Origin of the sequence: Pseudomonas viridiflava (genome assembly GCF_900602065.1) — a bacterium.
Classification (GTDB): domain Bacteria; phylum Pseudomonadota; class Gammaproteobacteria; order Pseudomonadales; family Pseudomonadaceae; genus Aquipseudomonas.
Genome location: NZ_UWFN01000285.1, coordinates 369345 through 389790, shown reverse-complemented (window position 1 = coordinate 389790; position 20446 = coordinate 369345). Strand labels below are relative to the sequence as shown.

General features: G+C 58.7%; 20 protein-coding genes. 9 read left to right on the top strand and 11 right to left on the bottom strand.

The window, feature by feature from the left end; all coding sequences use genetic code 11:
* Positions 1 to 398: 398 nt before the first annotated feature.
* On the top strand, positions 399 to 1757 hold the full coding sequence (locus EE949_RS20155; protein WP_122665898.1) for a dicarboxylate/amino acid:cation symporter: 1359 nt from the start codon (positions 399 to 401) through the stop codon (positions 1755 to 1757).
* Between the two features lie 105 nt (positions 1758 to 1862).
* The gene (locus EE949_RS20150) at positions 1863 to 3044 is read left to right on the top strand and encodes a CaiB/BaiF CoA transferase family protein (protein WP_122665897.1); all 1182 of its coding nucleotides are present in this window, start codon (positions 1863 to 1865) and stop codon (positions 3042 to 3044) included.
* Between the two features lie 138 nt (positions 3045 to 3182).
* Here EE949_RS20150 and EE949_RS20145 read toward each other — a convergent pair whose 3' ends face one another.
* The gene (locus tag EE949_RS20145; RefSeq protein WP_122665896.1) at positions 3183 to 3677 is read right to left on the bottom strand and encodes a SprT family zinc-dependent metalloprotease; all 495 of its coding nucleotides are present in this window, start codon (positions 3675 to 3677) and stop codon (positions 3183 to 3185) included.
* A gap of 184 nt (positions 3678 to 3861) precedes the next feature.
* Positions 3862 to 4464, bottom strand: a complete 603-nt coding sequence (locus tag EE949_RS20140) for a Yip1 family protein (RefSeq protein ID WP_122665895.1) — start codon at positions 4462 to 4464, stop codon at positions 3862 to 3864.
* Between the two features lie 290 nt (positions 4465 to 4754).
* On the opposite strand from EE949_RS20140, the gene ttcA reads away from it, so the two are divergent.
* Positions 4755 to 5579, top strand: coding sequence for a tRNA 2-thiocytidine(32) synthetase TtcA (ttcA, locus tag EE949_RS20135; protein WP_122665894.1), 825 nt, complete (start codon positions 4755 to 4757; stop codon positions 5577 to 5579).
* 95 nt (positions 5580 to 5674) lie between these two features.
* Here ttcA and EE949_RS20130 read toward each other — a convergent pair whose 3' ends face one another.
* From EE949_RS20130 to arsC, 4 genes are read right to left on the bottom strand one after another with little or no spacing between them, the layout of a single operon-like run.
* Complete coding sequence (locus EE949_RS20130; protein WP_122665893.1) at positions 5675 to 6346, bottom strand: DNA-3-methyladenine glycosylase I; 672 nt, start codon at positions 6344 to 6346, stop codon at positions 5675 to 5677.
* A gap of 29 nt (positions 6347 to 6375) precedes the next feature.
* The gene (locus EE949_RS20125; RefSeq protein ID WP_122665892.1) at positions 6376 to 6792 is read right to left on the bottom strand and encodes a DUF2069 domain-containing protein; all 417 of its coding nucleotides are present in this window, start codon (positions 6790 to 6792) and stop codon (positions 6376 to 6378) included.
* Complete coding sequence (gene wrbA / locus EE949_RS20120) at positions 6785 to 7390, bottom strand: NAD(P)H:quinone oxidoreductase (protein WP_122665891.1); 606 nt, start codon at positions 7388 to 7390, stop codon at positions 6785 to 6787. The genes EE949_RS20125 and wrbA overlap by 8 nt, the downstream gene beginning before the upstream one ends.
* The gene (gene arsC, locus EE949_RS20115) at positions 7387 to 7740 is read right to left on the bottom strand and encodes an arsenate reductase (glutaredoxin) (protein WP_122665890.1); all 354 of its coding nucleotides are present in this window, start codon (positions 7738 to 7740) and stop codon (positions 7387 to 7389) included. The genes wrbA and arsC overlap by 4 nt, the downstream gene beginning before the upstream one ends.
* A 115-nt stretch (positions 7741 to 7855) precedes the next feature.
* Between arsC and EE949_RS20110 the strand changes: the two genes are divergently transcribed.
* Positions 7856 to 8323 carry a TlpA family protein disulfide reductase gene (locus EE949_RS20110; RefSeq protein WP_122665889.1) on the top strand — a complete coding sequence of 156 codons (468 nt, stop codon included), beginning with the start codon at positions 7856 to 7858 and terminating at the stop codon, positions 8321 to 8323.
* A gap of 182 nt (positions 8324 to 8505) precedes the next feature.
* Here EE949_RS20110 and EE949_RS20105 read toward each other — a convergent pair whose 3' ends face one another.
* The 4 genes from EE949_RS20105 to EE949_RS20090 form a co-directional block, all read right to left on the bottom strand.
* A complete protein-coding gene (locus EE949_RS20105; protein ID WP_122665888.1) occupies positions 8506 to 8910 on the bottom strand; it encodes an META domain-containing protein in 405 nt (134 codons plus the stop codon).
* Positions 8907 to 9344 (bottom strand): hypothetical protein, encoded by a 438-nt coding sequence (locus EE949_RS20100; protein ID WP_122665887.1) that lies wholly within the window; start codon positions 9342 to 9344, stop codon positions 8907 to 8909. The genes EE949_RS20105 and EE949_RS20100 overlap by 4 nt, the downstream gene beginning before the upstream one ends.
* A 55-nt stretch (positions 9345 to 9399) precedes the next feature.
* Positions 9400 to 10389, bottom strand: coding sequence for a 2-hydroxyacid dehydrogenase (locus tag EE949_RS20095; RefSeq protein WP_122665886.1), 990 nt, complete (start codon positions 10387 to 10389; stop codon positions 9400 to 9402).
* 487 nt (positions 10390 to 10876) lie between these two features.
* Entirely contained in the window at positions 10877 to 13630 is a 2754-nt protein-coding gene (locus tag EE949_RS20090; protein WP_122665885.1) for a response regulator, read from the bottom strand.
* A gap of 258 nt (positions 13631 to 13888) precedes the next feature.
* On the opposite strand from EE949_RS20090, the gene cysM reads away from it, so the two are divergent.
* From cysM to EE949_RS20065, 5 genes are all read left to right on the top strand, one after another.
* Complete coding sequence (gene cysM, locus EE949_RS20085) at positions 13889 to 14791, top strand: cysteine synthase CysM (protein WP_122665884.1); 903 nt, start codon at positions 13889 to 13891, stop codon at positions 14789 to 14791.
* Positions 14791 to 16146, top strand: a complete 1356-nt coding sequence (gene rlmD, locus EE949_RS20080) for a 23S rRNA (uracil(1939)-C(5))-methyltransferase RlmD (RefSeq protein WP_122665883.1) — start codon at positions 14791 to 14793, stop codon at positions 16144 to 16146. Before cysM ends, rlmD begins: the two co-directional genes overlap by 1 nt.
* Positions 16147 to 16304: 158 nt before the next feature.
* Entirely contained in the window at positions 16305 to 18548 is a 2244-nt protein-coding gene (gene relA / locus EE949_RS20075; RefSeq protein WP_027899231.1) for a GTP diphosphokinase, read from the top strand.
* A 122-nt stretch (positions 18549 to 18670) separates the two neighbouring features.
* A complete protein-coding gene (gene mazG / locus EE949_RS20070; RefSeq protein WP_122665882.1) occupies positions 18671 to 19504 on the top strand; it encodes a nucleoside triphosphate pyrophosphohydrolase in 834 nt (277 codons plus the stop codon).
* Between the two features lie 29 nt (positions 19505 to 19533).
* Entirely contained in the window at positions 19534 to 20076 is a 543-nt protein-coding gene (locus EE949_RS20065; protein WP_122665881.1) for a DUF2058 domain-containing protein, read from the top strand.
* Between the two features lie 84 nt (positions 20077 to 20160).
* Here the strand turns inward: EE949_RS20065 and EE949_RS20060 are convergent, their stop codons facing one another.
* Positions 20161 to 20340 (bottom strand): hypothetical protein, encoded by a 180-nt coding sequence (locus EE949_RS20060; protein WP_122665880.1) that lies wholly within the window; start codon positions 20338 to 20340, stop codon positions 20161 to 20163.
* Between the last annotated feature and the right edge of the window lie 106 nt (positions 20341 to 20446).

The following is a 20446-nucleotide window of genomic DNA, read 5'->3' as shown; positions in this document are numbered from 1 at the left end:
GTGATGACGCGGTCTTCTCCACCGACCTCATCGACTGATTCGCGGGCAAGCCTCGCTCCAACAGGTCGCCCCCGCCATAAGCGTATTGGCCTTTAACAGTGGGTGGCATTTTGCTGGCTATGTCGGCGGATACCCGCCACTCCTGATGATTTTCTTCCGTCAATCGGCGGAAATCCGCCACCTTTGAGCGGTTCTCCAAACCGCAGCTAAACTCCAACACACCGGTTTACATACGTTTCAGTGTTTTTCGCAAAAGTGGCATGAGCCTTGCGATACGTGTGAGAGGTCTGCCCGTGCAGCTCGACAAAACAAATCCCTCCAGTTGCAGGAGGGTTAGCTCGTTAGGTACCGCGTTCATCACATGACTTGATGGCGCTGGTGCTCTTGAGGATCTTTCCATGACGACTCGTCAGCCCCTGTATAAATCGCTGTACTTCCAGGTCATCGTAGCCATCGTGATCGGTATTCTTATCGGCCACTTCTATCCTGACACCGGCAAGGCCCTCAAGCCGCTGGGCGACGGGTTCATCAAACTGATCAAAATGGTCATTGCCCCGATCATCTTCTGTACGGTTGTTAGCGGTATCGCTGGCATGCAGAACATGAAGTCGGTAGGCAAGACTGGCGGCTACGCGCTGCTGTACTTCGAAATCGTATCGACTATTGCCCTGCTGATCGGTCTGGTTGTGGTCAACGTTGTTCAGCCGGGTGCCGGCATGAACATCGACGTAAGCACGCTGGATGCTTCCAAGATCGCGGCTTATGTCACCGCGAGTAAGGATCAGAGCGTCGTCGGCTTCATCCTCAACGTGATTCCGAACACCATCGTGGGTGCATTCGCTAACGGCGATATCCTGCAAGTGCTGATGTTCTCGGTGATCTTCGGCTTCGCGCTGCACCGCCTGGGTGCTTACGGCAAGCCGGTTCTGGACTTCATCGATCGCTTTGCCCACGTGATGTTCAACATCATCAACATGATCATGAAGCTCGCGCCAATCGGTGCTTTCGGCGCCATGGCGTTCACCATCGGTGCTTACGGTGTGAGCTCGCTGGTGCAGCTCGGCCAGTTGATGATCTGCTTCTACATCACTTGCGTAGCGTTCGTTCTGATCGTGCTGGGTGGCATCTGCCGCGCTCACGGCTTCAGCGTTCTGAAACTGATCCGCTACATCCGTGAAGAGCTGTTGATCGTACTGGGTACTTCCTCTTCGGAATCGGCACTGCCTCGCATGCTGATCAAAATGGAGCGTCTGGGTGCACAGAAATCAGTAGTAGGTCTGGTGATCCCGACTGGCTACTCGTTCAATCTGGACGGTACTTCGATCTACCTGACCATGGCGGCCGTGTTCATCGCTCAGGCGACCAACACCCACATGGACATCACCCACCAGATCACCCTGCTGCTGGTTCTGCTGCTGTCGTCCAAAGGTGCTGCTGGCGTGACCGGTAGTGGCTTTATCGTACTGGCTGCAACCCTGTCGGCTGTTGGCCACCTGCCGGTTGCCGGTCTGGCGCTGATCCTGGGTATCGACCGCTTCATGTCCGAAGCCCGCGCACTGACCAACCTGGTTGGTAACGCTGTAGCCACCGTCGTGGTTGCCAAGTGGGTTGGCGAGCTGGATACCGACAAGCTGCAAACCGAGCTGGCTTCCGGTGGTCGTGGTATCGACAACACCGCTCCAGTAGATGATCTGGGTGTTGCCGAGCTGGCTGAAGAGCCAGTGACCCGCCCGATCCCGACGCGTAAACCTGTTTAACAACAGCCCGCGTTATTGAAAAACCCATCTTCGGATGGGTTTTTTTATGGCTGCGATTTGCTTGGCTACGCTCAAGGCATGATTCGATCCTGTTATGGAGGTCCCATGCAAGGCCCGTTGTCGTCTCTTAAAGTGCTGGATTTCTCGACGTTGTTGCCTGGCCCGTTTGCGTCGTTGCTGCTGGCGGACATGGGCGCCGAGGTGTTGCGCATTGAATCACCCGGGCGCATGGACCTGTTGCGTCAGTTACCGCCCCATGATCAGGGCACATCAGCCAGCCATGCGTACCTGAACCGCAATAAGCGCAGCCTTGCGCTGGACCTCAAGCAGCCAGTCGCAGTGGAGGTGATCAAGCGTCTGGTGCTGGAGTACGACATTGTGCTGGAGCAGTTTCGGCCCGGTGTCATGGAGCGCCTGGGCATTGGCTATGAAGTGCTCAAGGCACTCAATCCTCGGCTGATCTATGTCGCGATCACCGGCTATGGGCAAACCGGACCTTATCGGGAGCGGGCCGGGCATGACATCAACTACCTGGCAGTGTCGGGCATTGCCAGCCACACCGGGCGTACGGACGGTGGCCCGTTGCCGCTGGGCTTTCAGGCAGCGGATGTGGCGGGCGGTTCGCTGCATGGGGTGATTGGCCTGTTGGCGGCAGTGGTAGCCCGGCAACAGACCGGGCGCGGCCAGTATGTTGACGTGAGCATGACCGACTGCGCGTTCAGCTTGAATGCCATGGCCGGGGCAGGGTATCTGGCGTGTGGCGTGGAGCCGCATCGTGAGGCGCAGATGCTGAATGGCGGCAGTTTCTATGACTATTACCGCAGTCGCGACGGGCGCTGGTTTTCAGTGGGCAGCCTTGAGCCTGTGTTCATGCAGGCGTTATGTGCCGCGTTGGGACGTCCCGAGCTTGCGAGCCAGGGGTTGTCGGCCCGCCCTGAGGTTCAGGCCAGTTTGAAGAATGAACTGCGGATGGAGTTTGAAAAACGCAGCTTTGAGGACCTCCAGGCGTGTTTTGCGCAGATTGATGCGTGTGTCGAGCCGGTATTGAGTCTGTCTCAGGCCGTCGAGCATCCACAGTTACAGGCCCGGCAGGTGGTGACTCAGGTGCCGAGGGAGGATGGCACCTTACAAGCGCAAATCGCCTGCCCGCTGAAGTTTTCCGAAGGGTTGGCGGCTCCCCGCCACATCGGCGCACGGCTGGGCGCAGATGGTCAGCAGGTGCTCGCGGAGCTCGGCTATAGCGAAGAGCAGATCGGCGCGATGCGCGAAACCGGCGCCACTCTATGAGTGCAATGAAGTCCCGCCAGGGGCGAACTCATTCGCGAGAGATGGGGCAGGCGGTACATGTTCGTCGCCTGAAAGATCGCCTTCGCGAATGAATTCGCTCCTACCGTTGTAGTTCGTTCCGGGTTGGAGTGCGATGCCTCACTCCACCCGTGTTTCGCCACTGAATACCAGTGTTTCCCGGCAGCTTCGGCACAGGTAGCGGCGGCCTTTGCGGACCATCTGGTGGCGTTGTGGCGAAAACGGGAAGTCGCTTTCCGGGCAGGGGCAGCGGTAGATGTAACGGGTCACGGTGCGGCGTTTGATAGCGTAGGTGTGGCAACGGTTGGGCGGCAACTCGTAGACACCACGCATGATCAACTGCCACTCCTCGCCATGAGGCTGGATGCGGTCGCCGAACAATTGGTGGGCAATCAGGTGCGCGACTTCGTGAGCGACGGTCTGGCGCAGGAAATCTTCGCTGTTTTCCCGGTACAGCTGAGGGTTGAAGCGCAGCATGTTCTCATGCAAATGCGCGACACCGGCTTTCTGGCCGCGCAGCTTGAGGCTGACAACCGGGCGTTTGAAAGGGCGTTTGAAAAAGGCTTCGGCTTGTTGGTAACAGGTTTCGACGCGGGTGTTGAGTTGCTCAGGCATGCTTCATCGGTCTCCAGAGACGCCGAGTATGCCGTATAAGGCCGGGGTATCGAAAACTCAAGCTGCCGAATGGTCGTTATGGCGTAACAGATACCTTTGTAGGAGCTGCCGAAGGCTGCGAAGCGGTTTTACATGACACACCGATTCGCAGCCTTCGGCAGCTCCTACAGAGAGATGTGCCGCATCAGTTTGTGTATTCCGGCCCGACACCGATGCCCCACAGCACCACGGTGAAGGCCATGATTGCCACGAGTACCACCAGGCCCACCGCCAGAATCGAGCTGGAGAACATGAAGCCTTCGTCGGCGGGGACCTTCATGAACGCGGGGACGCCGACATAGAGCAGGTAAACCGTGTAACAGATGGCGGCGGTGCCCACCAGCATGCCCAGCCACAGGTGTGGATAAAGCGCTGCCAGCCCGCCGATGAATAATGGCGTCGCGGTGTAAGTCGCAAAAGCGATACAGCGCGCCAGGCTGGGTGTGGCGTCGTAGGTGCGGGCCATCCAGTGAATGAAGCCGCCCATGATTGCAACACCGGCGAGCATGGCGATGTACGACATGATCGTCATCCAGATCGCACTCTCGTGGGTCAGCATGACGGGGGCTCTGTCACCAATGACCCAACCCATCTGCGTCGTGCCGATGTAAGCCGAAACTGCGGGGATCGCCGCCAGGATCAGCGTATGCGTGAGGTACATGTGGCCGATACTTTCTTCTTTTTCGCCACGGATCTCTTGCCATTCCCGGTCGGGATGTGTGAACAGTCCCCAGACGTGGTGGATCATTTGGATTACTCCTTCCTGTCAGCTGTAGCGCGTTCTGGTAGGAGCTGACTTCCTGACGAGGCGGTGTGACAACTCGGACGCCTCGCGAACAAGTTCGCTCCTGCCTTTTGATGCCAGCTCAGTAGGAGTATAGGAAGCGCAGACGTTGGCTTTAGAGTCATTGGGCATGTCCAGCACCTTGCTTATAGCCCGACGCAACAACGTAACAGGCTTCAGCGACACGGGAATTATGCGTAAAATACCGGCCCTTTCATCCCGTCTTCTCGTCATCGCAACCGGATACCAGCGCCATGGGCACCCTTTCAGTCAATCAGAACAAACTGCAGAAACGCTTGCGTCGCCTGGCGGGGGAAGCCGTTGCCGACTTCAACATGATTGAAGAGGGTGACAAGGTCATGGTTTGCCTGTCCGGCGGTAAAGACAGCTACACCATGCTCGATGTGCTGATGCATCTGCAGAAGGTCGCGCCGATCAAGTTCGATATCGTCGCGGTGAACATGGATCAGAAACAGCCGGGCTTCCCCGAGCATGTGCTGCCTGCCTATCTGGAGACGCTGGGTATCGAGTATCACATCGTCGAGAAAGACACCTACTCGGTGGTCAAGGAGCTCATTCCGGAAGGCAAGACCACCTGTTCGCTGTGCTCGCGTCTGCGTCGCGGCACGCTGTATACCTTTGCTGACGAGATCGGCGCGACCAAGATGGCGCTGGGTCATCACCGTGATGACATCGTTGAGACATTCTTTCTCAACATGTTCTTCAACGGCTCACTAAAAGCCATGCCGCCGAAGCTGCGCGCTGACGATGGCCGCAACGTAGTGATCCGGCCGCTCGCGTACTGCCATGAGAAGGACATTCAGGCTTATTCCGACTTCAAGAATTTCCCGATCATCCCGTGCAACCTCTGTGGTTCTCAGGAAAACCTGCAGCGTCAGGTGGTCAAGGACATGCTTCAGGAGTGGGAGCGCAAGACACCGGGCCGTACCGACAGCATTTTCCGCAGCCTGCAGAATGTCATTCCGTCGCAGTTGGCCGACCGTAATCTGTTTGACTTCACCAACCTGCGCATCGACGAAACCGCTGCGTCGCGGTTTGTGAATGTGGTGAATATCTAAAGACGGTTTCTGTAGGAGCTGCCGCAGGCTGCGAAGCGCATTGGCTGATACTCCGCGATTCGCAGCCTTCGGCAGCTCCTACAGATTTAGTAGACTCAGTGATTCACCGTAAACGCCAGCATCGTTGACAGCTGGCACAACGGCCTGCCGCTTTCGCTTTGCCATTGGTTGAACACTTGCTGGACGATGGCCTGATCGCGTTTGCTGGTAGGCACTTTGTCGACGATCTTCTGTGCGTTGAGCGCGGCCACCACATCCCAGGTGGGGATAAAGGTGTCTTTGCCAACCATGCGCAGAAATCGTGGCGCAGACAGCCCGCCCATCTGGTTGCCGTGTTTGGCCAGGTACTGCCAGAGCCCGGTGATGTCATCTACTGGCCATTGCGCGATGAAGTTGCCGAAGCTGCCGTGTTCCTTTTCGATGTCCAGCACCAGTTGGGCGTTACGCGGCACGCTTTTGAGCTTGCCCAGGTGGCGAATGATTCGCGCGTCCTGCATCAGCCGCTCAAGGTGGTCGGCGCCCATGAGCACGACTTTCTCCGGATCGAAACGGTAAAACACCTCTTCGAAAGACGGCCATTTGGCGTCCACCAGACTGTGCTTCAAACCCGCACGAAAGACCCGCAGGGCCATGGTCGACAGATAACGGTCATCGCTGATGGCTTGCAGTTGTTTAGTGGTTTTGGGTGTTGGCAAATGTGATTCGAGGGCTTTAGCCGAGCCGAAGCGGTTCAGGCAGTACTCATTCAGCCATTTGTAGTCGTGCATTACTGCTCCAGAAAATGATGCGTACAGCCTCAGACTTGGCCTTCGCCCGCAAGTTTGCGGTTTCGCTGAAAAGTCCATCTGATGTACAGCAGGGCGCTGACGAATACGGCCAGGCTGGCAAGCATTTCCAGCACGCCGAACAGTGCGCGGTTGGGATCGAACGCGGCCAGCGCACCTTTGATGAAGTACAGATTGACCACAAAACACAGCCACGAATACGCGCGTGGGCTACGGCTGATGATTCCCGGTGCAAACAACAGCAGCGGCACCAGTTCGATCAGCAGAATCACCCAGGGCCTTGCGCCATGCAGGTCGGCAATCCACAGGTAATAAATGCTCAGCAGCGCGATCAGCCCGAAAAAACTGGTCAGGCTGATCAGGCGGCTGATTTTTACTCGCGGTTCAAGCCACTCCAGCGCAGGCAGGATTTTGGGCTTCTTAGCCACGTGACGGGTCCAGCAGCAGGGCGGTTTTCGCCAGACGCTGACCGAGTGCGCGACACAGCTGGGTTTCGTGCGGGTCCAGCGGACGCTTGCCGTCCGGCCCGGCGTGGTGGCTCGCGCCGTATGGTGTACCGCCGCCGCTGGTTTCCACCAGTGCCGACTCGCTGTAAGGCAGGCCGGTGATCAGCATGCCGTGGTGCAGCAGCGGCAGTAGCATCGACATCAGGGTGGTTTCCTGGCCGCCGTGCAGGCTGGCGGTGGAGGTGAACACGCTGGCCGGTTTGCCCACCAGTGCGCCGGTCAGCCACAGGTTGCTGGTGCCATCAAGGAAGTATTTGAGCGGCGCAGCCATATTGCCGAAACGCGTCGGGCTGCCCAGGGCCAGACCCGCGCAGTTCTTCAAGTCATCAAGTGTGGCGTACAGCGCACCACTTTCCGGGATGCTTGGCGCCACGGCTTCGCATTCGGTCGAGATGGCTGGCACAGTACGCAGACGCGCTTCCATACCGCCCAGCTCGATACCGCGGGCAATCTGCCGGGCCATTTCGCTGGTCGAGCCGTTGCGGCTGTAGAACAGAACCAGAATGTAGGGCGTGCTCATGGCAAAAGCTCCAGGACGTTTTCCGGTGGACGGCCGATCACGGCCTTGTCACCTGCCACCAGGATCGGTCGCTCGATGAGTTTTGGATGGGCAGCCATGGCTGCGATCAGTGCGTCGTCACTCAGGCTTTGGTCTGCCAGGTTAAGGGCTTTGTAATCATCCTCACCGGTGCGCAGCAGTTGACGGGCGCCGATGCCCAGCTTGCTCAGCAAATCGCGCAATTGCCCGGCGTCGGGCGGGGTTTCCAGGTACAGCACGATGGACGGGTTCAGGCCGCGGGCTTGCAGCAGTTCCAGCGCGCCGCGTGATTTGGAGCAGCGCGGGTTGTGATAAAGCGTCAGATCGGTCATTTGAAGGTCGCATCTTGCGTAAGGTGGCGGCTATTCTACCCATCAGACGGCAGCGGCTAAACACCGAGTGGTAATCGGTCGCAGCCTTGAGCATTTGATGACAGTGAGGAACAACATGGCGAGGCGATGGGCGGCAGTAGTGGCACTGGTCGGCAGCGTGTTGCTGACAGGTTGCGGTGTGGATCTGGGGACCGACCAGAACGGCCAGAAAGTTGCCAGCGAGCGTATCGACAAGCATTGGCTGGTGATCAATTACTGGGCTGAGTGGTGCGGCCCTTGCCGGGTTGAGATCCCCGAGCTCAACCACTTGTCCGAGGAACTCAAAGACCAGAAGGTCACGGTGCTGGGGGTTAATTTCGATAACTTGCAGGGCGACGAACTGAAAACCGCCAGCAATGCCTTGGGGATCAAGTTCACGGTTTTGGCCCAGGACCCGGCCGCGCAATACGACCTGCCACCCAGCGAAGCCTTGCCGGTGACGTACATCATCGACGACAAGGGCAAAATGCGTGAGCAGTTGCTGGGCGAACAGACCGCAGCCGGTGTAGCAGCGAAGCTGAAGGCGCTGCGCGGGGAGGGGTGAAATCTCACCCTTAATGATAGGTGAACTCAATGTGGGAGCGGTGCTTGGTCTGGGCGGCATTCCGACGATAAGGCTGGACGCGATCTAAAGTGAACCGCGTCCAGCCTTATCGTCGGAATGCCGCCCAGACCAAGCACCGCTCCCACAGGTAATCATTTCAATTCAGGATTGAGGCGCCTGCTTCAACCCTCTTCCCAGAACCTCAGCGGCTTGCCTTCTGCTGGCCACAGGCGCAACTGGTCGATGGGGGAAATGTCCCAGCGCTGGACTTTGCCAACCGCTTGCAGGAAACGTTGCTCTTGCTCCATCAACGCCGGGGCGCACATTTTGCGGGTGCTGCCGACGACGCCAAAGGTGATGGTTTCATCCTGCAGGGTGTACGAAGCAAACCAGTGGTTGCAGCCTGCATTGCCGTAAGCACGGCCATCGGCACCCAGCGTCATGGTCAGGTGACTGTTGTCGATCAACGGACGTTCGCCGATCCATTCCAGCACGTAGCTTTGATCTTGCTTGATCGGCAGCGGTTTTGCCGCGCAACCGACCAGCAAGGCAGCACCGACGAGAGCTGACAGGGCAACCCGTTTCATGCAGCTTTCTCCTGGCACTTCTTGCACACGTGCTTCTCGCCTTCGGATTTCCAGCCCAGCTCGGCTATGCGTGCTGATGCGGCCGGTTTCTGTGCGGCAACGCCAGCTTTGGCGTCGACCATGAACTCGAAGTCCAGCACTGCGCCACAGCTGTCGCAGTTGACCTTCCATTGATGGATAGCCAACTCGTCGAACACCGGGCCCTTGGCCACGGCAATCCATTGACCCGGCGGGTTGATCAGGTGCCGTACCTTCTCGACCTGCAGGCGCATGTGCAGGGTTTTGCTGCCCTTGATGGTGACGAGCAACTCGTCGCGGTCGTGGATCGAGCCGCCGTTGCCGGTCACTTGATAGCGGCCGGGCGCCAGGGTACGGCACTCGGTCAGGGTGTGTTGCGGGTTGAGCATGCTGTAACGGAAATCGTGTTCGGCCATAAGGTCCTCCAAATTGCGCGCATCCTATCACGCACATGCGGCATTTCTCCCCCCGCTAACTCGCCACCAGATTTTGCGGTGTACCGCTGGCCCAGGCGTCAATGTTGTCCAGCGTGGTCTGCGCGATAGCACCCAAGGCTTCGTGAGTCAGAAAAGCCTGATGAGCGGTCACGATAACATTGGGAAATGTCAGCAAGCGGGCGAGCACGTCGTCTTGCAGCGGGTGGTCGGAACGGTCTTCGAAAAACAGCAAGGCTTCCTCTTCGTAAACATCCAGCCCCAGATAGCCCAGCTGTCCGCTTTTCAACGCCTCACTCAAGGCAGGCGTGTCGACCAGCGCACCACGCCCGGTATTGATCAACATGGCGCCGGGTTGCATGGTCGCCAACGATTGGGCGTTTATCAGGTGCTTTGTTTGCGGTGTGAGCGGGCAGTGCAGACTGATGATCTGAGCTTGTTGCAGCAGTTCTTCGAGGCTCAGGTAGCGAGCCCCGAGCGCCTCGACCTGTGGGTTGGGGAAGGGGTCGTAAGCCAGCAGTTGGCAACCGAAGCCGGACATGATTTTGGCGAAGGTCGCGCCGATTTGCCCGGTGCCAACGATGCCAACGGTTTTGCCCACCAGATCGAAGCCGGTCAGGCCGTGCAGGCTGAAGTCGCCGTCACGGGTGCGGTTGTAGGCGCGATGCAGGCGGCGGTTGAGGGCCAGGATCAGCGCGACGGCATGTTCGGCGACGGCATGCGGTGAATAGGCTGGCACCCGCACGATGCTGATCCCCAGTTTCTGTGCGGCTGGCAGGTCAACGTGGTTGTAACCGGCCGAGCGCAAGGCGATCAAGCGTGTGCCGCCTGCAGCCAGTTGCTCCAGCACCGGGGCGCTGAGGTCGTCATTGATGAATGCGCAGACCACCTCGTGGCCGTCTGCCAGAGCGACGGTTTCAAGGGTCAGGCGTGCAGGCTGGAAGTGCAGTTGCAGGTTGGCAGGCAGACGCGCGGCGAGGAAGCTGTCGCGGTCGTAAGTCTGGCTGCTGAAGATCAAAGTGCGCATCTACGGTTCCTTGTAGTTTGGGGCATGCGAAATGGCGCGATCCCTTGTGGGCGATTCTATGTTGGCTTGTAAACCCAATCCCCGTGCAGACCGTGTGAAAACTACTGCAGGCTGGGCACCTTCGGTGCTACGCGCACAATACTGCGTTAAAAACAGGCGAAAAATGCTCATTTAGAACACTAGAGTCGGACGCGACCCCGGCCGTTTTTCGCCTGTTTTGATTCGCTTCGCTCACCCTCCGGGCCAGCCTGCGGCTGTTACTCGCTCCGCTCGTTGCGCCTTGTCTTGCCGTCGCTCGCTACGTTTTCACACAGTCTGCGTGGGAGCGAATTCATTCGCGAAAAGGCCAGTACATCCACAGCTTATGTGCTGCCTGAAATACCGCCTTCCCGAATGAATTCGGTCCCACAGCAGATTTGCGTTCTCCTGTAGGAGTGACCGGGGTGGCGATCCACCTTGCAGGTCTCAAGACCAGTATTTGGCTGAATCAGGCACTCACCCGTGCTTCATCGGCCAGAGCTTTGATGGCTGATTCCAGTTCGTCCAGTGCTTCGTGGACTTGTGGTGCATTTTGCTTGAGCAGGGTTTCGCTGCGTTGACATGCAGCACGTAATTGCGGAACTCCACAGTAGCGGGTTGCACCATGCAGGCGATGTACGCGTTCGAGCAGGGCTTCGCGATCATTGTCTTCGCGGGCCGCGCGGATTGCATCGCGGTCGCCATCCAGTGAGGCCAGCAGCATGGCCAGCATGTCAGCGGCCAGATCAGGTTTGCCAGCGGCCAGTTTCAGCCCTTCGTTGTGATCGAGCACCAGCAGGTCGGCGCTGCGGTGGTAACTTTCGACCGGCCGCTCCGGGGCCTGATTGCGCAACGCCAGGCCGGTCCATTTGAGCACCACCTGAGCCAGTTGCCGTTCACTGATGGGTTTGGTCAGATAATCGTCCATGCCGCTTTGCAGCAGTGCACGTTTTTCGTTGGCCATGGCGTGGGCAGTCAGCGCAACGATAGGCAGCGACGAACTCTCGCGTTCGATCTCCCAGGCGCGGATCGCTTCGGTGGTCTGCCGACCATCCATGCCGGGCATTTGCACGTCCATCAGCACCAGATCGAACGTCTCGGTCTGCACCAAGTGCAGCGCCGCGTAGCCGCTGTCCACTGCGGTGACATCGGCGCCCATGTCTTCCAGCAGGGTTTGCACCAGCAACAGGTTGGCCGGGTTGTCGTCCACGCACAGCAGACGCGGCGGACGGCTCGACAGTGGCTCTGCTGCATCGCTGCGCTGTGCGCGAGGACTGACCAGTTCGCACAAGGCGCGGCGCAGTTTGCGGGTACACGCCGGTTTGGCCTGCAGCTGGGTATAGACATCCGGGACGGCCAGCTGGAACAGCGCCTGCTCGGTGGTCGGGCAGAGCACCAGCACTTTGCAGTCGAGGTTTTCCAGGTCCCAGATATGCTGGCGCAGCCGTTCCGGTGGCAATTCGTGAGCGGTGATGCCCAGGACGGCGAGGCTTATCGCCGCCGGGGTTTGATGCGCGGCGGTGACGCCGTTGAGCAGGTTCTCCAGATTATTGAACACCAGCGTCTGCAAACCGCAGTCTTCCAGTTGGTGTTCGAGCGCCTGACGCGCCAGATCGTGTTGTTCCAGCACGGCAACCCGTAGCCCTTGCAGTGGCAGGGCAGGCAGGTCTTCGATGTCGTCCTGCGCTTTGGGCAGACGCAGGCTGATCCAGAATTCCGAACCTTCACCGGGCTCGCTGTCGACGCCGATCTCGCCACCCATTTGTTCGATCAGTCGCTTGGAAATCACCAGGCCCAGGCCGGTACCGCCTGGCTGGCGGGACAAGGAATTGTCAGCCTGACTGAAGGCCTGGAACAAGGCGCGCACGTCCTGGCTGGAAAGGCCGATGCCGGTGTCCTGCACGCTGATGCGCAGTTGCGCACTGTCTTCGGTTTCGTCTTCGACCATGGCCCGGGCGACGATGGTGCCTTCGCGGGTGAACTTGATCGCGTTGCTGACCAGGTTGGTCATGATCTGCTTCAGCCGCAGCGGGTCGCCATGCAATGAAAGCGGCGTGTCGCGATACACCAGGCTGACCAGCTCCAGTTGTTTGGCGTGGGCGGCCGGGGCGAGGATGGTCAGGGTGTCCTGCAGCAGGTCGCGCAGGTTGAACGGCACATTGTCGAGGACCAGTTTGCCTGCCTCGATTTTCGAGAAGTCGAGAATTTCATTGATGATGCCCAGCAGGCTGTCGGCAGACTTTTCAATGGTGCTCAGGTAATCGTGCTGGCGGGGCGTGAGTTCGCTTTTCTGCAACAGATGGGTAAAGCCGAGAATGCCGTTGAGCGGGGTGCGAATCTCATGGCTCATGTTGGCCAGAAACTCGGATTTGATCCGGCTGGCTTCCAGGGCTTCTTTGCGCGCAAGGTCCAGCTCGATGTTCTGGATTTCGATGGTTTCCAGGTTTTGCCGTACGTCTTCGGTGGCCTGCTCGACGCTGTGTTGCAATTCTTCCTGGGAGTTTTGCAGCGTGGACGCCATGCGGTTGATGCCTGAAGCCAGTTCGTCCAGCTCCAGGCTGCCTAGCGGCGGCAGGCGGGCCTCCAGATTGCCGTCCTTGAGTTGGGTAACTGCCTGTTTGATCAGGCTGATGGGTTCGTTGATGGTGCGGCTCATGCGCAGCGCGAGCACCGCAGTCAGGCACATGCCTGCCAGGATCAGCAGCAGGCTGAAGAACATGCTGCGATAACCGCGCAGGAGCGTGCTGCTGTGGGTCAGCTCTACTTCGACCCAGCCCAGCAGACGGTCGGCTTCATCGGGGATCAGTTCGCCGGTCAGGTGACGCTGGCGACCGAGCACTGGCAGCAAATAGCGTGTCGCGTCATTACCGGTGCGTTGCAGGAGTTTGGTGCCGCTGCCCTCGGGTGGCGGGTTGATCATGCTCGGCCCCGCATGGGCCAGCGGTTCCCGGTCCTCGCCGAGAAACGATACCGATCGCACATCGTTCTCTTCCAGCGTCTGCACGGCAATCCGCTCAAGCAGTGTGCTGTCTTTGCGATCCAGTGCCGGCGCGGCGAGAGGCGCCAACTCCTGAGCAATCATTTCGCCGCGCTGGAGCAGTTGCGCCTGCAGGTCGCTCAGCTGCATCCAGGTGAAATACCCCCCCAGCAGCGTCGCCATCAGAATGGCTGGCACGATGGTCAGTAGCAGTACGCGGCCTTTGATACCCAGCTTTTTCAGCACACTTGTTTCTCCAGCGGGCCAGAACGGCCGGTGATCTTCACGCGGCTTGAAGGTTGGCGGATGTCAGGTTGATGCGGGCAAGTGTAGCTATTTAACTGAACGCAATCGCGCATATTACCCTTACTCGGTAGAGGGTGGTCTGTATCGTGAGGCAGTGCCTTATTCCATTTGGCGATAATGCCCGCACTTTGCGTGATATGGGCTTTAAGCGTTTGCCGTTATGATAGGCGCCCCCGCAGTCTGGATTGCGAATACGCCATGACCCTGCAGTACCCAACAATCGCCGATTGCGTCGGCAATACCCCGCTCGTGCGCCTGCAGCGCATGGCGGGTAATACCAGCAATACGCTTCTGCTCAAACTGGAAGGGAATAACCCTGCCGGTTCGGTCAAGGACCGTCCTGCGTTGTCGATGATCACCCGAGCAGAACTGCGTGGCCAGATTCATCCTGGCGACACTCTGATTGAAGCGACCTCTGGCAACACCGGCATTGCCCTGGCCATGGCCGCGGCGATCAAGGGTTACAAGATGATCCTGATCATGCCTGACAATTCCAGCGCCGAGCGCAAGGCCGCCATGACTGCTTATGGCGCCGAGCTGATTCTGGTCAGTAAGGAAGAGGGCATGGAAGGTGCCCGGGACCTGGCTGAGCGGATGCAGAACGAAGGCCGGGGCAAGGTGCTCGATCAGTTCGCCAACGGTGATAACCCGCAAGCGCACTACACCAGCACCGGTCCGGAGATCTGGCAACAGACCGGCGGCACCGTCACCCATTTCGTCAGTTCCATGGGCACCACGGGCACCATCATGGGTGTCTCGCGTTACCTTAAAGAACAGAACCCGAATGTACAGATCGTCGGTCTGCAACCGATGGAAGGCGCAGCCATTCCCGGTATTCGTCGCTGGCCGGAAGAGTACCTGCCGCGTATCTATCAGGCCGACCGTGTTGACCGGATTGTCGACATGGCCCAGATCGAAGCCGAAGACACCATGCGTCGACTGGCCCGTGAAGAAGGCATCTTCTGCGGCGTGTCTTCGGGTGGTGCCGTAGCGGGCATGCTGCGCCTTTCCCGTGAAGTCGAAAATGCGGTCATGGTCGCGATTATTTGTGACCGTGGCGACCGTTACTTGTCGACCGGCGTTTACGACGCGCCCAACTGATGGCCAAACATGAAAGAGGCCTGCGCTTCCAGCCAGCAGGCGGCACCCGGGCCAACCAGATCCCGACCGGCAAGAAACAGCGACTGACGATCGAGCGCCTGGCAAACGACGGGCGGGGCATCGCGTTTTTTGAAGGCAAGACGTGGTTCGTAGCGGGCAGCCTTGCAGGCGAAGAAGTCGAAGCGCGGGTACTCAATGCCCACGGCAAAATCGTTGAGGCGCGTACTGAGCGTGTGTTCCAGGGCAGCGCCATGCGTCGTCCGGCGCCGTGTGCGCACTTCGGCCGTTGCGGTGGCTGCAGCGTGCAGCACGTGCCCCACACTGAACAGCTTGCCCTGAAACAGCGCATGCTGGCGGAGCAATTGCAGCGGGTCGCTGGAGTCGAGCCAGAGCAGTGGGCGGCACCGTTGACCGGGTCGGAATTTGCCTACCGCAGGCGCGCCCGGGTTGCCGTACGCTGGGACGTCAAGGCAAAACGGCTGGACGTGGGGTTCCGTGCGGCTGCTAGCCAGGACATTGTGACCATCGATGAATGCCCGGTGCTGGTACAGGCCTTGCAACCGGTCATGATGCAGTTGCCGGGCATGCTGAAAAGCTTCAGCAAGCCGCAGGTGCTGGGGCACGTCGAATTGTTCCACGGGACGTCGAATGCGGTGCTGGTTCGACACACGGCTCCCTTGGCGGAGAGTGATCTCGACAAGTTGAAAGCGTTTTGCCATAACCATGGCGCACAACTATGGTTGCATGGGGAAGGTGATCCGCAACCGGTAGATGCTTCGCAGACGCTGGGCTATCGACTGGAGCCCTGGAATCTGGAGCTTGCATACCGACCGGGAGATTTCATTCAGGTCAACGCAGCGGTCAATACTGCGATGATCGAACAGGCGCTGGAGTGGTTGGCACCCCAGGCCGATGAGCGGGTACTGGATCTGTTTTGCGGGCTGGGCAATTTTGCCCTGCCATTGGCAAAAAGGGTCAAAGAGGTGGTAGCGGTCGAAGGGGTTGCGACCATGGTCGAGCGTGCCACTAGCAACGCAATGAGTAATGATCTGCACAACGTTGAGTTTTATCAGGCGGATTTGTCGCAGCCGCTGGACAAGGCGAACTGGGCAGCGCAAGGCTTTACCGCGGTTCTTCTGGACCCGCCGCGTGATGGTGCTTTGGAAGTGGTGCGCAAGCTCAAGGCGTTAGGCGCGCGGCGGTTACTTTATGTTTCATGTAACCCGGCAACTTTGGCTCGCGACACGGTCGAATTGGTCAATCAGGGCTACAGATTAAAACGTGCCGGCATCCTCGATATGTTTCCACAGACAGCGCATGTCGAGGCGATGGCGTTATTTGAAGCGAGTAAGTAAGCAGCGGCTCAAGGAATCGGGTGCGCAGCTTACATGGAGTCTCGTTTAATCCGACTGGCCCGCGAACACCAGTCCTCGCTTGCCCGGCGAGGAGTGTTCGCTCAAGAAGGTCAGCGACTTCAGGCGCTATTCATCGCGCCTTAGGGAAGGTAAGCAACATGGTACAGGTGAGAGCACACCAGCCGATAAACACAGACGGCAGTATCAATCTCGACGCATGGCTTGATCACGTGGTCAGCGTCGACCTCATAGTGGATCGACAGGCCCTTAAAGAGGCCTGTGAGTTTGTTCGGCAAGCCGAGCAGCAGGACAACGCGGCGAAGAATCTCTGGGCCGAAGGCACGTCCAGTTTTCATACCGGGCTGGAAATCGCCGAGATCCTTGCGGACCTCAAACTGGATCAGGATTCGCTGGTCGCTGCGGTTTTGTATCGTGGCGTGCGTGAAGGCAAGATTCCGTTGCCTGACGTCGAGCAGCGCTTCGGTGCCACGGTCGCGCGGCTGATTGACGGCGTGCTGCGCATGGCGGCGATCAGTGCCAGCCTCAGCCCTCGCCAGTCATTGGTGCTGGGCACTCAGGTGCAGGTCGAAAACCTGCGCAAAATGCTGGTGGCCATGGTCGACGACGTTCGCGTCGCCTTGATCAAGCTGGCAGAACGTACCTGCGCTATCCGTGCGGTGAAAAACGCCGACGAAGAAAAGCGCAATCGTGTTGCCCGGGAAGTCTTCGATATCTATGCGCCGCTGGCCCATCGCTTGGGTATCGGCCATATCAAGTGGGAGCTGGAGGACTTGTCCTTCCGCTACCTGGAGCCTGAGCAGTACAAGCAGATCGCCAAATTGCTGCACGAGCGTCGCCTTGATCGCGAACGTTTCATCAGCGATGTCATGTCGCAACTGGATAACGAACTGCTGGCTACCGGTGTCAAAGCCGATATCAGTGGTCGAGCCAAACATATCTATTCGATCTGGCGCAAAATGCAGCGCAAGGGTCTGGATTTCAGCCAGATCTACGACGTTCGCGCCGTGCGCGTGCTGGTTCCGGAAATGCGCGACTGCTACACCGCGCTGGGGATCGTGCACACCTTGTGGCGGCATATTCCGAAGGAGTTTGACGATTACATCGCCAACCCCAAGGAAAACGGCTATCGCTCGTTGCACACCGCGGTTATCGGCCCGGAAGGCAAGGTGCTGGAAGTGCAGATTCGCACCCACGCCATGCACGAAGAAGCCGAGCTGGGCGTTTGCGCTCACTGGCGCTACAAGGGCACCGACGTCAAATCCGGCTCCAATCATTACGAAGAGAAAATTTCCTGGCTGCGTCAGGTGCTGGAGTGGCACGAAGAACTGGGCGACATCGGCGGGCTGGCTGAACAGCTGCGCGTCGACATCGAGCCTGATCGTGTCTACGTCTTCACCCCGGACGGTCATGCGATTGACTTGCCCAAGGGCGCTACGCCGCTGGACTTCGCTTATCGGGTACACACCGAGATCGGCCATAACTGCCGGGGCGCGAAGATCAACGGTCGTATCGTGCCGCTCAACTACAGCCTGCAGACCGGTGAGCAAGTTGAGATCATCACCAGCAAGCAGGGGACGCCGAGCCGTGACTGGCTGAACTCCAACCTGGGTTACATCACCACGTCCCGGGCGCGGGCGAAGATTGTTCACTGGTTCAAGCTGCAGGCCCGCGACCAGAACGTCGCGGCCGGTCGAACCCTGCTCGAACGCGAGCTGGCGCGGCTGGCCTTGCCGGCGGTAGATCACGAGCGGTTGGCGGAAAAAGCCAACATGCGTGCCGCCGACGACATGTACGCCGCCTTGGGTGCTGGCGATCTGCGTCTGACGCAACTGGTCAATCTGGCGCAACAGCTGGTCGAGCCAGAGCGCGGCAACGAGCAACTGGAACTGATCCCGCGCAAGGCCACCGGCTATAAGCCTGGCAAGCGCGGCGATATCCAGATCCAGGGTGTCGGCAACCTGATGACGCAAATGGCCGGCTGCTGCCAGCCACTGCCGGGCGATGCCATTGTTGGCTATATCACTCAAGGCCGTGGCGTGAGCATTCACCGTCAGGACTGTGCATCGGTACTGCAACTGGGCGGCCGTGAGCCGGAGCGGATCATTCAGGTCAGCTGGGGCCCGGTACCGGTGCTCACCTATCCGGTGGACATCATCATCCGTGCGTACGACCGTTCCGGTCTGCTGCGGGATGTCTCGCAGATCCTGCTCAACGAGCGTATCAACGTTCTGGCGGTCAATACGCGCTCGAACAAGGAAGACAACACGGCACTGATGTCGCTGACCATCGAGATTCCGGGGCTGGATGCTTTGGGCCGCTTGCTGGGGCGTATCTCGCAATTGCCGAACATTATCGAGACGCGGCGAAACAGAACGCCTTGATGCAACCGCACTGACGCTTTCGCGGATAAATCCGCTCCCACATAATTACGTTGAACCTGTGGGAGCGAATTCATTCGCGAAGACGTCGGCACAGGCGCCGCTGGATTGAATTGGAAACCCTCATGTATTCGCTCCAAGACCTGCTCCACCTCATGGCCCGTCTGCGTGACCCGAAATACGGTTGCCCGTGGGACGTGAAGCAGAATTACGCCAGCATCGTGCCGCACACGCTCGAAGAGGCTTACGAAGTGGCCGACGCCATCGAGCGCGGCGACTTTGATGATCTCAAGGGTGAGTTGGGTGATCTGCTGTTTCAGGTGGTGTATTACAGCCAACTGGCCAGGGAAGATGGGCGTTTCGAGTTTGACGGCGTGATCGATGGCATCACGCGCAAACTGATCCGTCGTCATCCCCATGTTTTCCCCACCGGCGATTTGTACGCGCCGCTGGAGACTCCGCGCTTGAATGACGAAGAGGTCAAGCAGCGCTGGGAAGAGATCAAGGCGCAGGAGCGCGCTGGGAAAGCTCAGGAGCCGCAGCAGTTGTCGCTGCTTGATGACGTACCTGCCGTTTTGCCCGCGTTATCCCGTGCCGCCAAGCTGCAAAAACGTGCCTCGCAGGTAGGTTTCGATTGGCCTTCAGCGCTGCCAGTAGTCGACAATGTTCGCGAAGAGCTGGATGAAGTGCTGGAAGCCATGGCCGATAACGACGCCGAGAGCATCGCTGAAGAAGTGGGTGATTTGTTGTTTGCTGCGGTCAATCTGGCCCGGCATCTCAAGGTTGACCCCGAAAATGCGCTGCGCGCCGCAAACAGTAAATTTGAACGCCGCTTCCGATTTATCGAACAGGCATTGCGCGACACCCAGCGTCCCATGGAAGATTGCACCCTCGAAGAAATGGACGCTCTGTGGGGCGAAGCCAAACGTCAGGAAAAGAAAGCGCCCAGCTGTGGCTGAGCTGCTGCATCTGCATAAGTGAGTAGACAATGAGCATTTCCCTTCGCGATCAGTTACTCAAGGCAGGCCTGGTCAACCAGAAGCAGGCCAAACAGGTCAGCAAAGACAAGCAGAAAGAACAGCGTCTGGCGCACAAGGGCCAGATCGAAATTGATGATTCGCAAAAGCGTGCCGCTCAGGAAGCCGCGGCTGAGAAGGTCAAGCGCGATCAGGAACTCAATCGGCAGCAGCAGGAGAAGGTCGAGCAGAAGGCCCGCGCCGCTCAGGTCAAGCAACTGATTGAGTCGTCGCGCTTGCCCAAGCTGACCACAGAGGACTACTACAACTTCGTTGATGACAAGAAGGTCAAACGCCTGTCGGTCAACAACCTGATGCGCAGCAAGCTGAGCAACGGCTCGCTGGCGATCGTCACTCATGGTGGGGGCTATGAAGTCATCCCGCGTGAGGCGGCGCTCAAGATTCAGGAGCGCGACCCGCGTCGTATCGTGATGCTCAGCGAGCCGACCGAAGAGAAAGCCGACGGCGATGATCCGTACGCGGCTTACAAGATCCCTGATGATCTGATGTGGTGATACCCGCGTCGTGTCAAAACAAAACCCGCCAAGTGCGGGTTTTGTTTTTCAAGCGATTCTGTTTGTCATCCAGCACGTCAGCGATCACTGACTGCGTTGGTTTTCCTGCGCCTCGAGTTCCATCTTGTAGCGCTGCGCATCGGACTCTACGTGAAACATGCCGACCAGTTGATCCTGCTGGTAGACGTCCCAGATTTGAATGCCGTCGGCAATGCTTTCATGGGAGATATGGGCGTCGTCGCGTTCAGTTACTCTTACGGTCATCGTTCAAACTCCTGACTTGGACTGCGGCGATCTGTCGCAGGCCTCAGTTATAGAATTTGTTAGCTGACTACGTAAATAGTTGGTTTTTTTCATGTTCGGTTGCGGG

Bases quoted from the DNA above. Each gene is read 5' to 3' on its own strand.
- cysM (WP_122665884.1), top strand. From the start codon at position 13,889: ATGACCCTGCAGTACCCAACAATCGCCGATTGCGTCGGCAATACCCCG.
- EE949_RS20105 (WP_122665888.1), bottom strand. From the start codon at position 8,910: ATGAAACGGGTTGCCCTGTCAGCTCTCGTCGGTGCTGCCTTGCTGGTC.
- mazG (WP_122665882.1), top strand. From the start codon at position 18,671: ATGTATTCGCTCCAAGACCTGCTCCACCTCATGGCCCGTCTGCGTGAC.
- arsC (WP_122665890.1), bottom strand. From the start codon at position 7,740: ATGACCGATCTGACGCTTTATCACAACCCGCGCTGCTCCAAATCACGC.
- EE949_RS20110 (WP_122665889.1), top strand. From the start codon at position 7,856: ATGGCGAGGCGATGGGCGGCAGTAGTGGCACTGGTCGGCAGCGTGTTG.
- EE949_RS20140 (WP_122665895.1), bottom strand. From the start codon at position 4,464: ATGATCCACCACGTCTGGGGACTGTTCACACATCCCGACCGGGAATGG.
- EE949_RS20100 (WP_122665887.1), bottom strand. From the start codon at position 9,344: ATGGCCGAACACGATTTCCGTTACAGCATGCTCAACCCGCAACACACC.
- EE949_RS20065 (WP_122665881.1), top strand. From the start codon at position 19,534: ATGAGCATTTCCCTTCGCGATCAGTTACTCAAGGCAGGCCTGGTCAAC.
- ttcA (WP_122665894.1), top strand. From the start codon at position 4,755: ATGGGCACCCTTTCAGTCAATCAGAACAAACTGCAGAAACGCTTGCGT.
- EE949_RS20155 (WP_122665898.1), top strand. From the start codon at position 399: ATGACGACTCGTCAGCCCCTGTATAAATCGCTGTACTTCCAGGTCATC.
- wrbA (WP_122665891.1), bottom strand. From the start codon at position 7,390: ATGAGCACGCCCTACATTCTGGTTCTGTTCTACAGCCGCAACGGCTCG.
- EE949_RS20060 (WP_122665880.1), bottom strand. From the start codon at position 20,340: ATGACCGTAAGAGTAACTGAACGCGACGACGCCCATATCTCCCATGAA.
- relA (WP_027899231.1), top strand. From the start codon at position 16,305: ATGGTACAGGTGAGAGCACACCAGCCGATAAACACAGACGGCAGTATC.
- EE949_RS20095 (WP_122665886.1), bottom strand. From the start codon at position 10,389: ATGCGCACTTTGATCTTCAGCAGCCAGACTTACGACCGCGACAGCTTC.
- rlmD (WP_122665883.1), top strand. From the start codon at position 14,791: ATGGCCAAACATGAAAGAGGCCTGCGCTTCCAGCCAGCAGGCGGCACC.
- EE949_RS20150 (WP_122665897.1), top strand. From the start codon at position 1,863: ATGCAAGGCCCGTTGTCGTCTCTTAAAGTGCTGGATTTCTCGACGTTG.
- EE949_RS20145 (WP_122665896.1), bottom strand. From the start codon at position 3,677: ATGCCTGAGCAACTCAACACCCGCGTCGAAACCTGTTACCAACAAGCC.
- EE949_RS20130 (WP_122665893.1), bottom strand. From the start codon at position 6,346: ATGCACGACTACAAATGGCTGAATGAGTACTGCCTGAACCGCTTCGGC.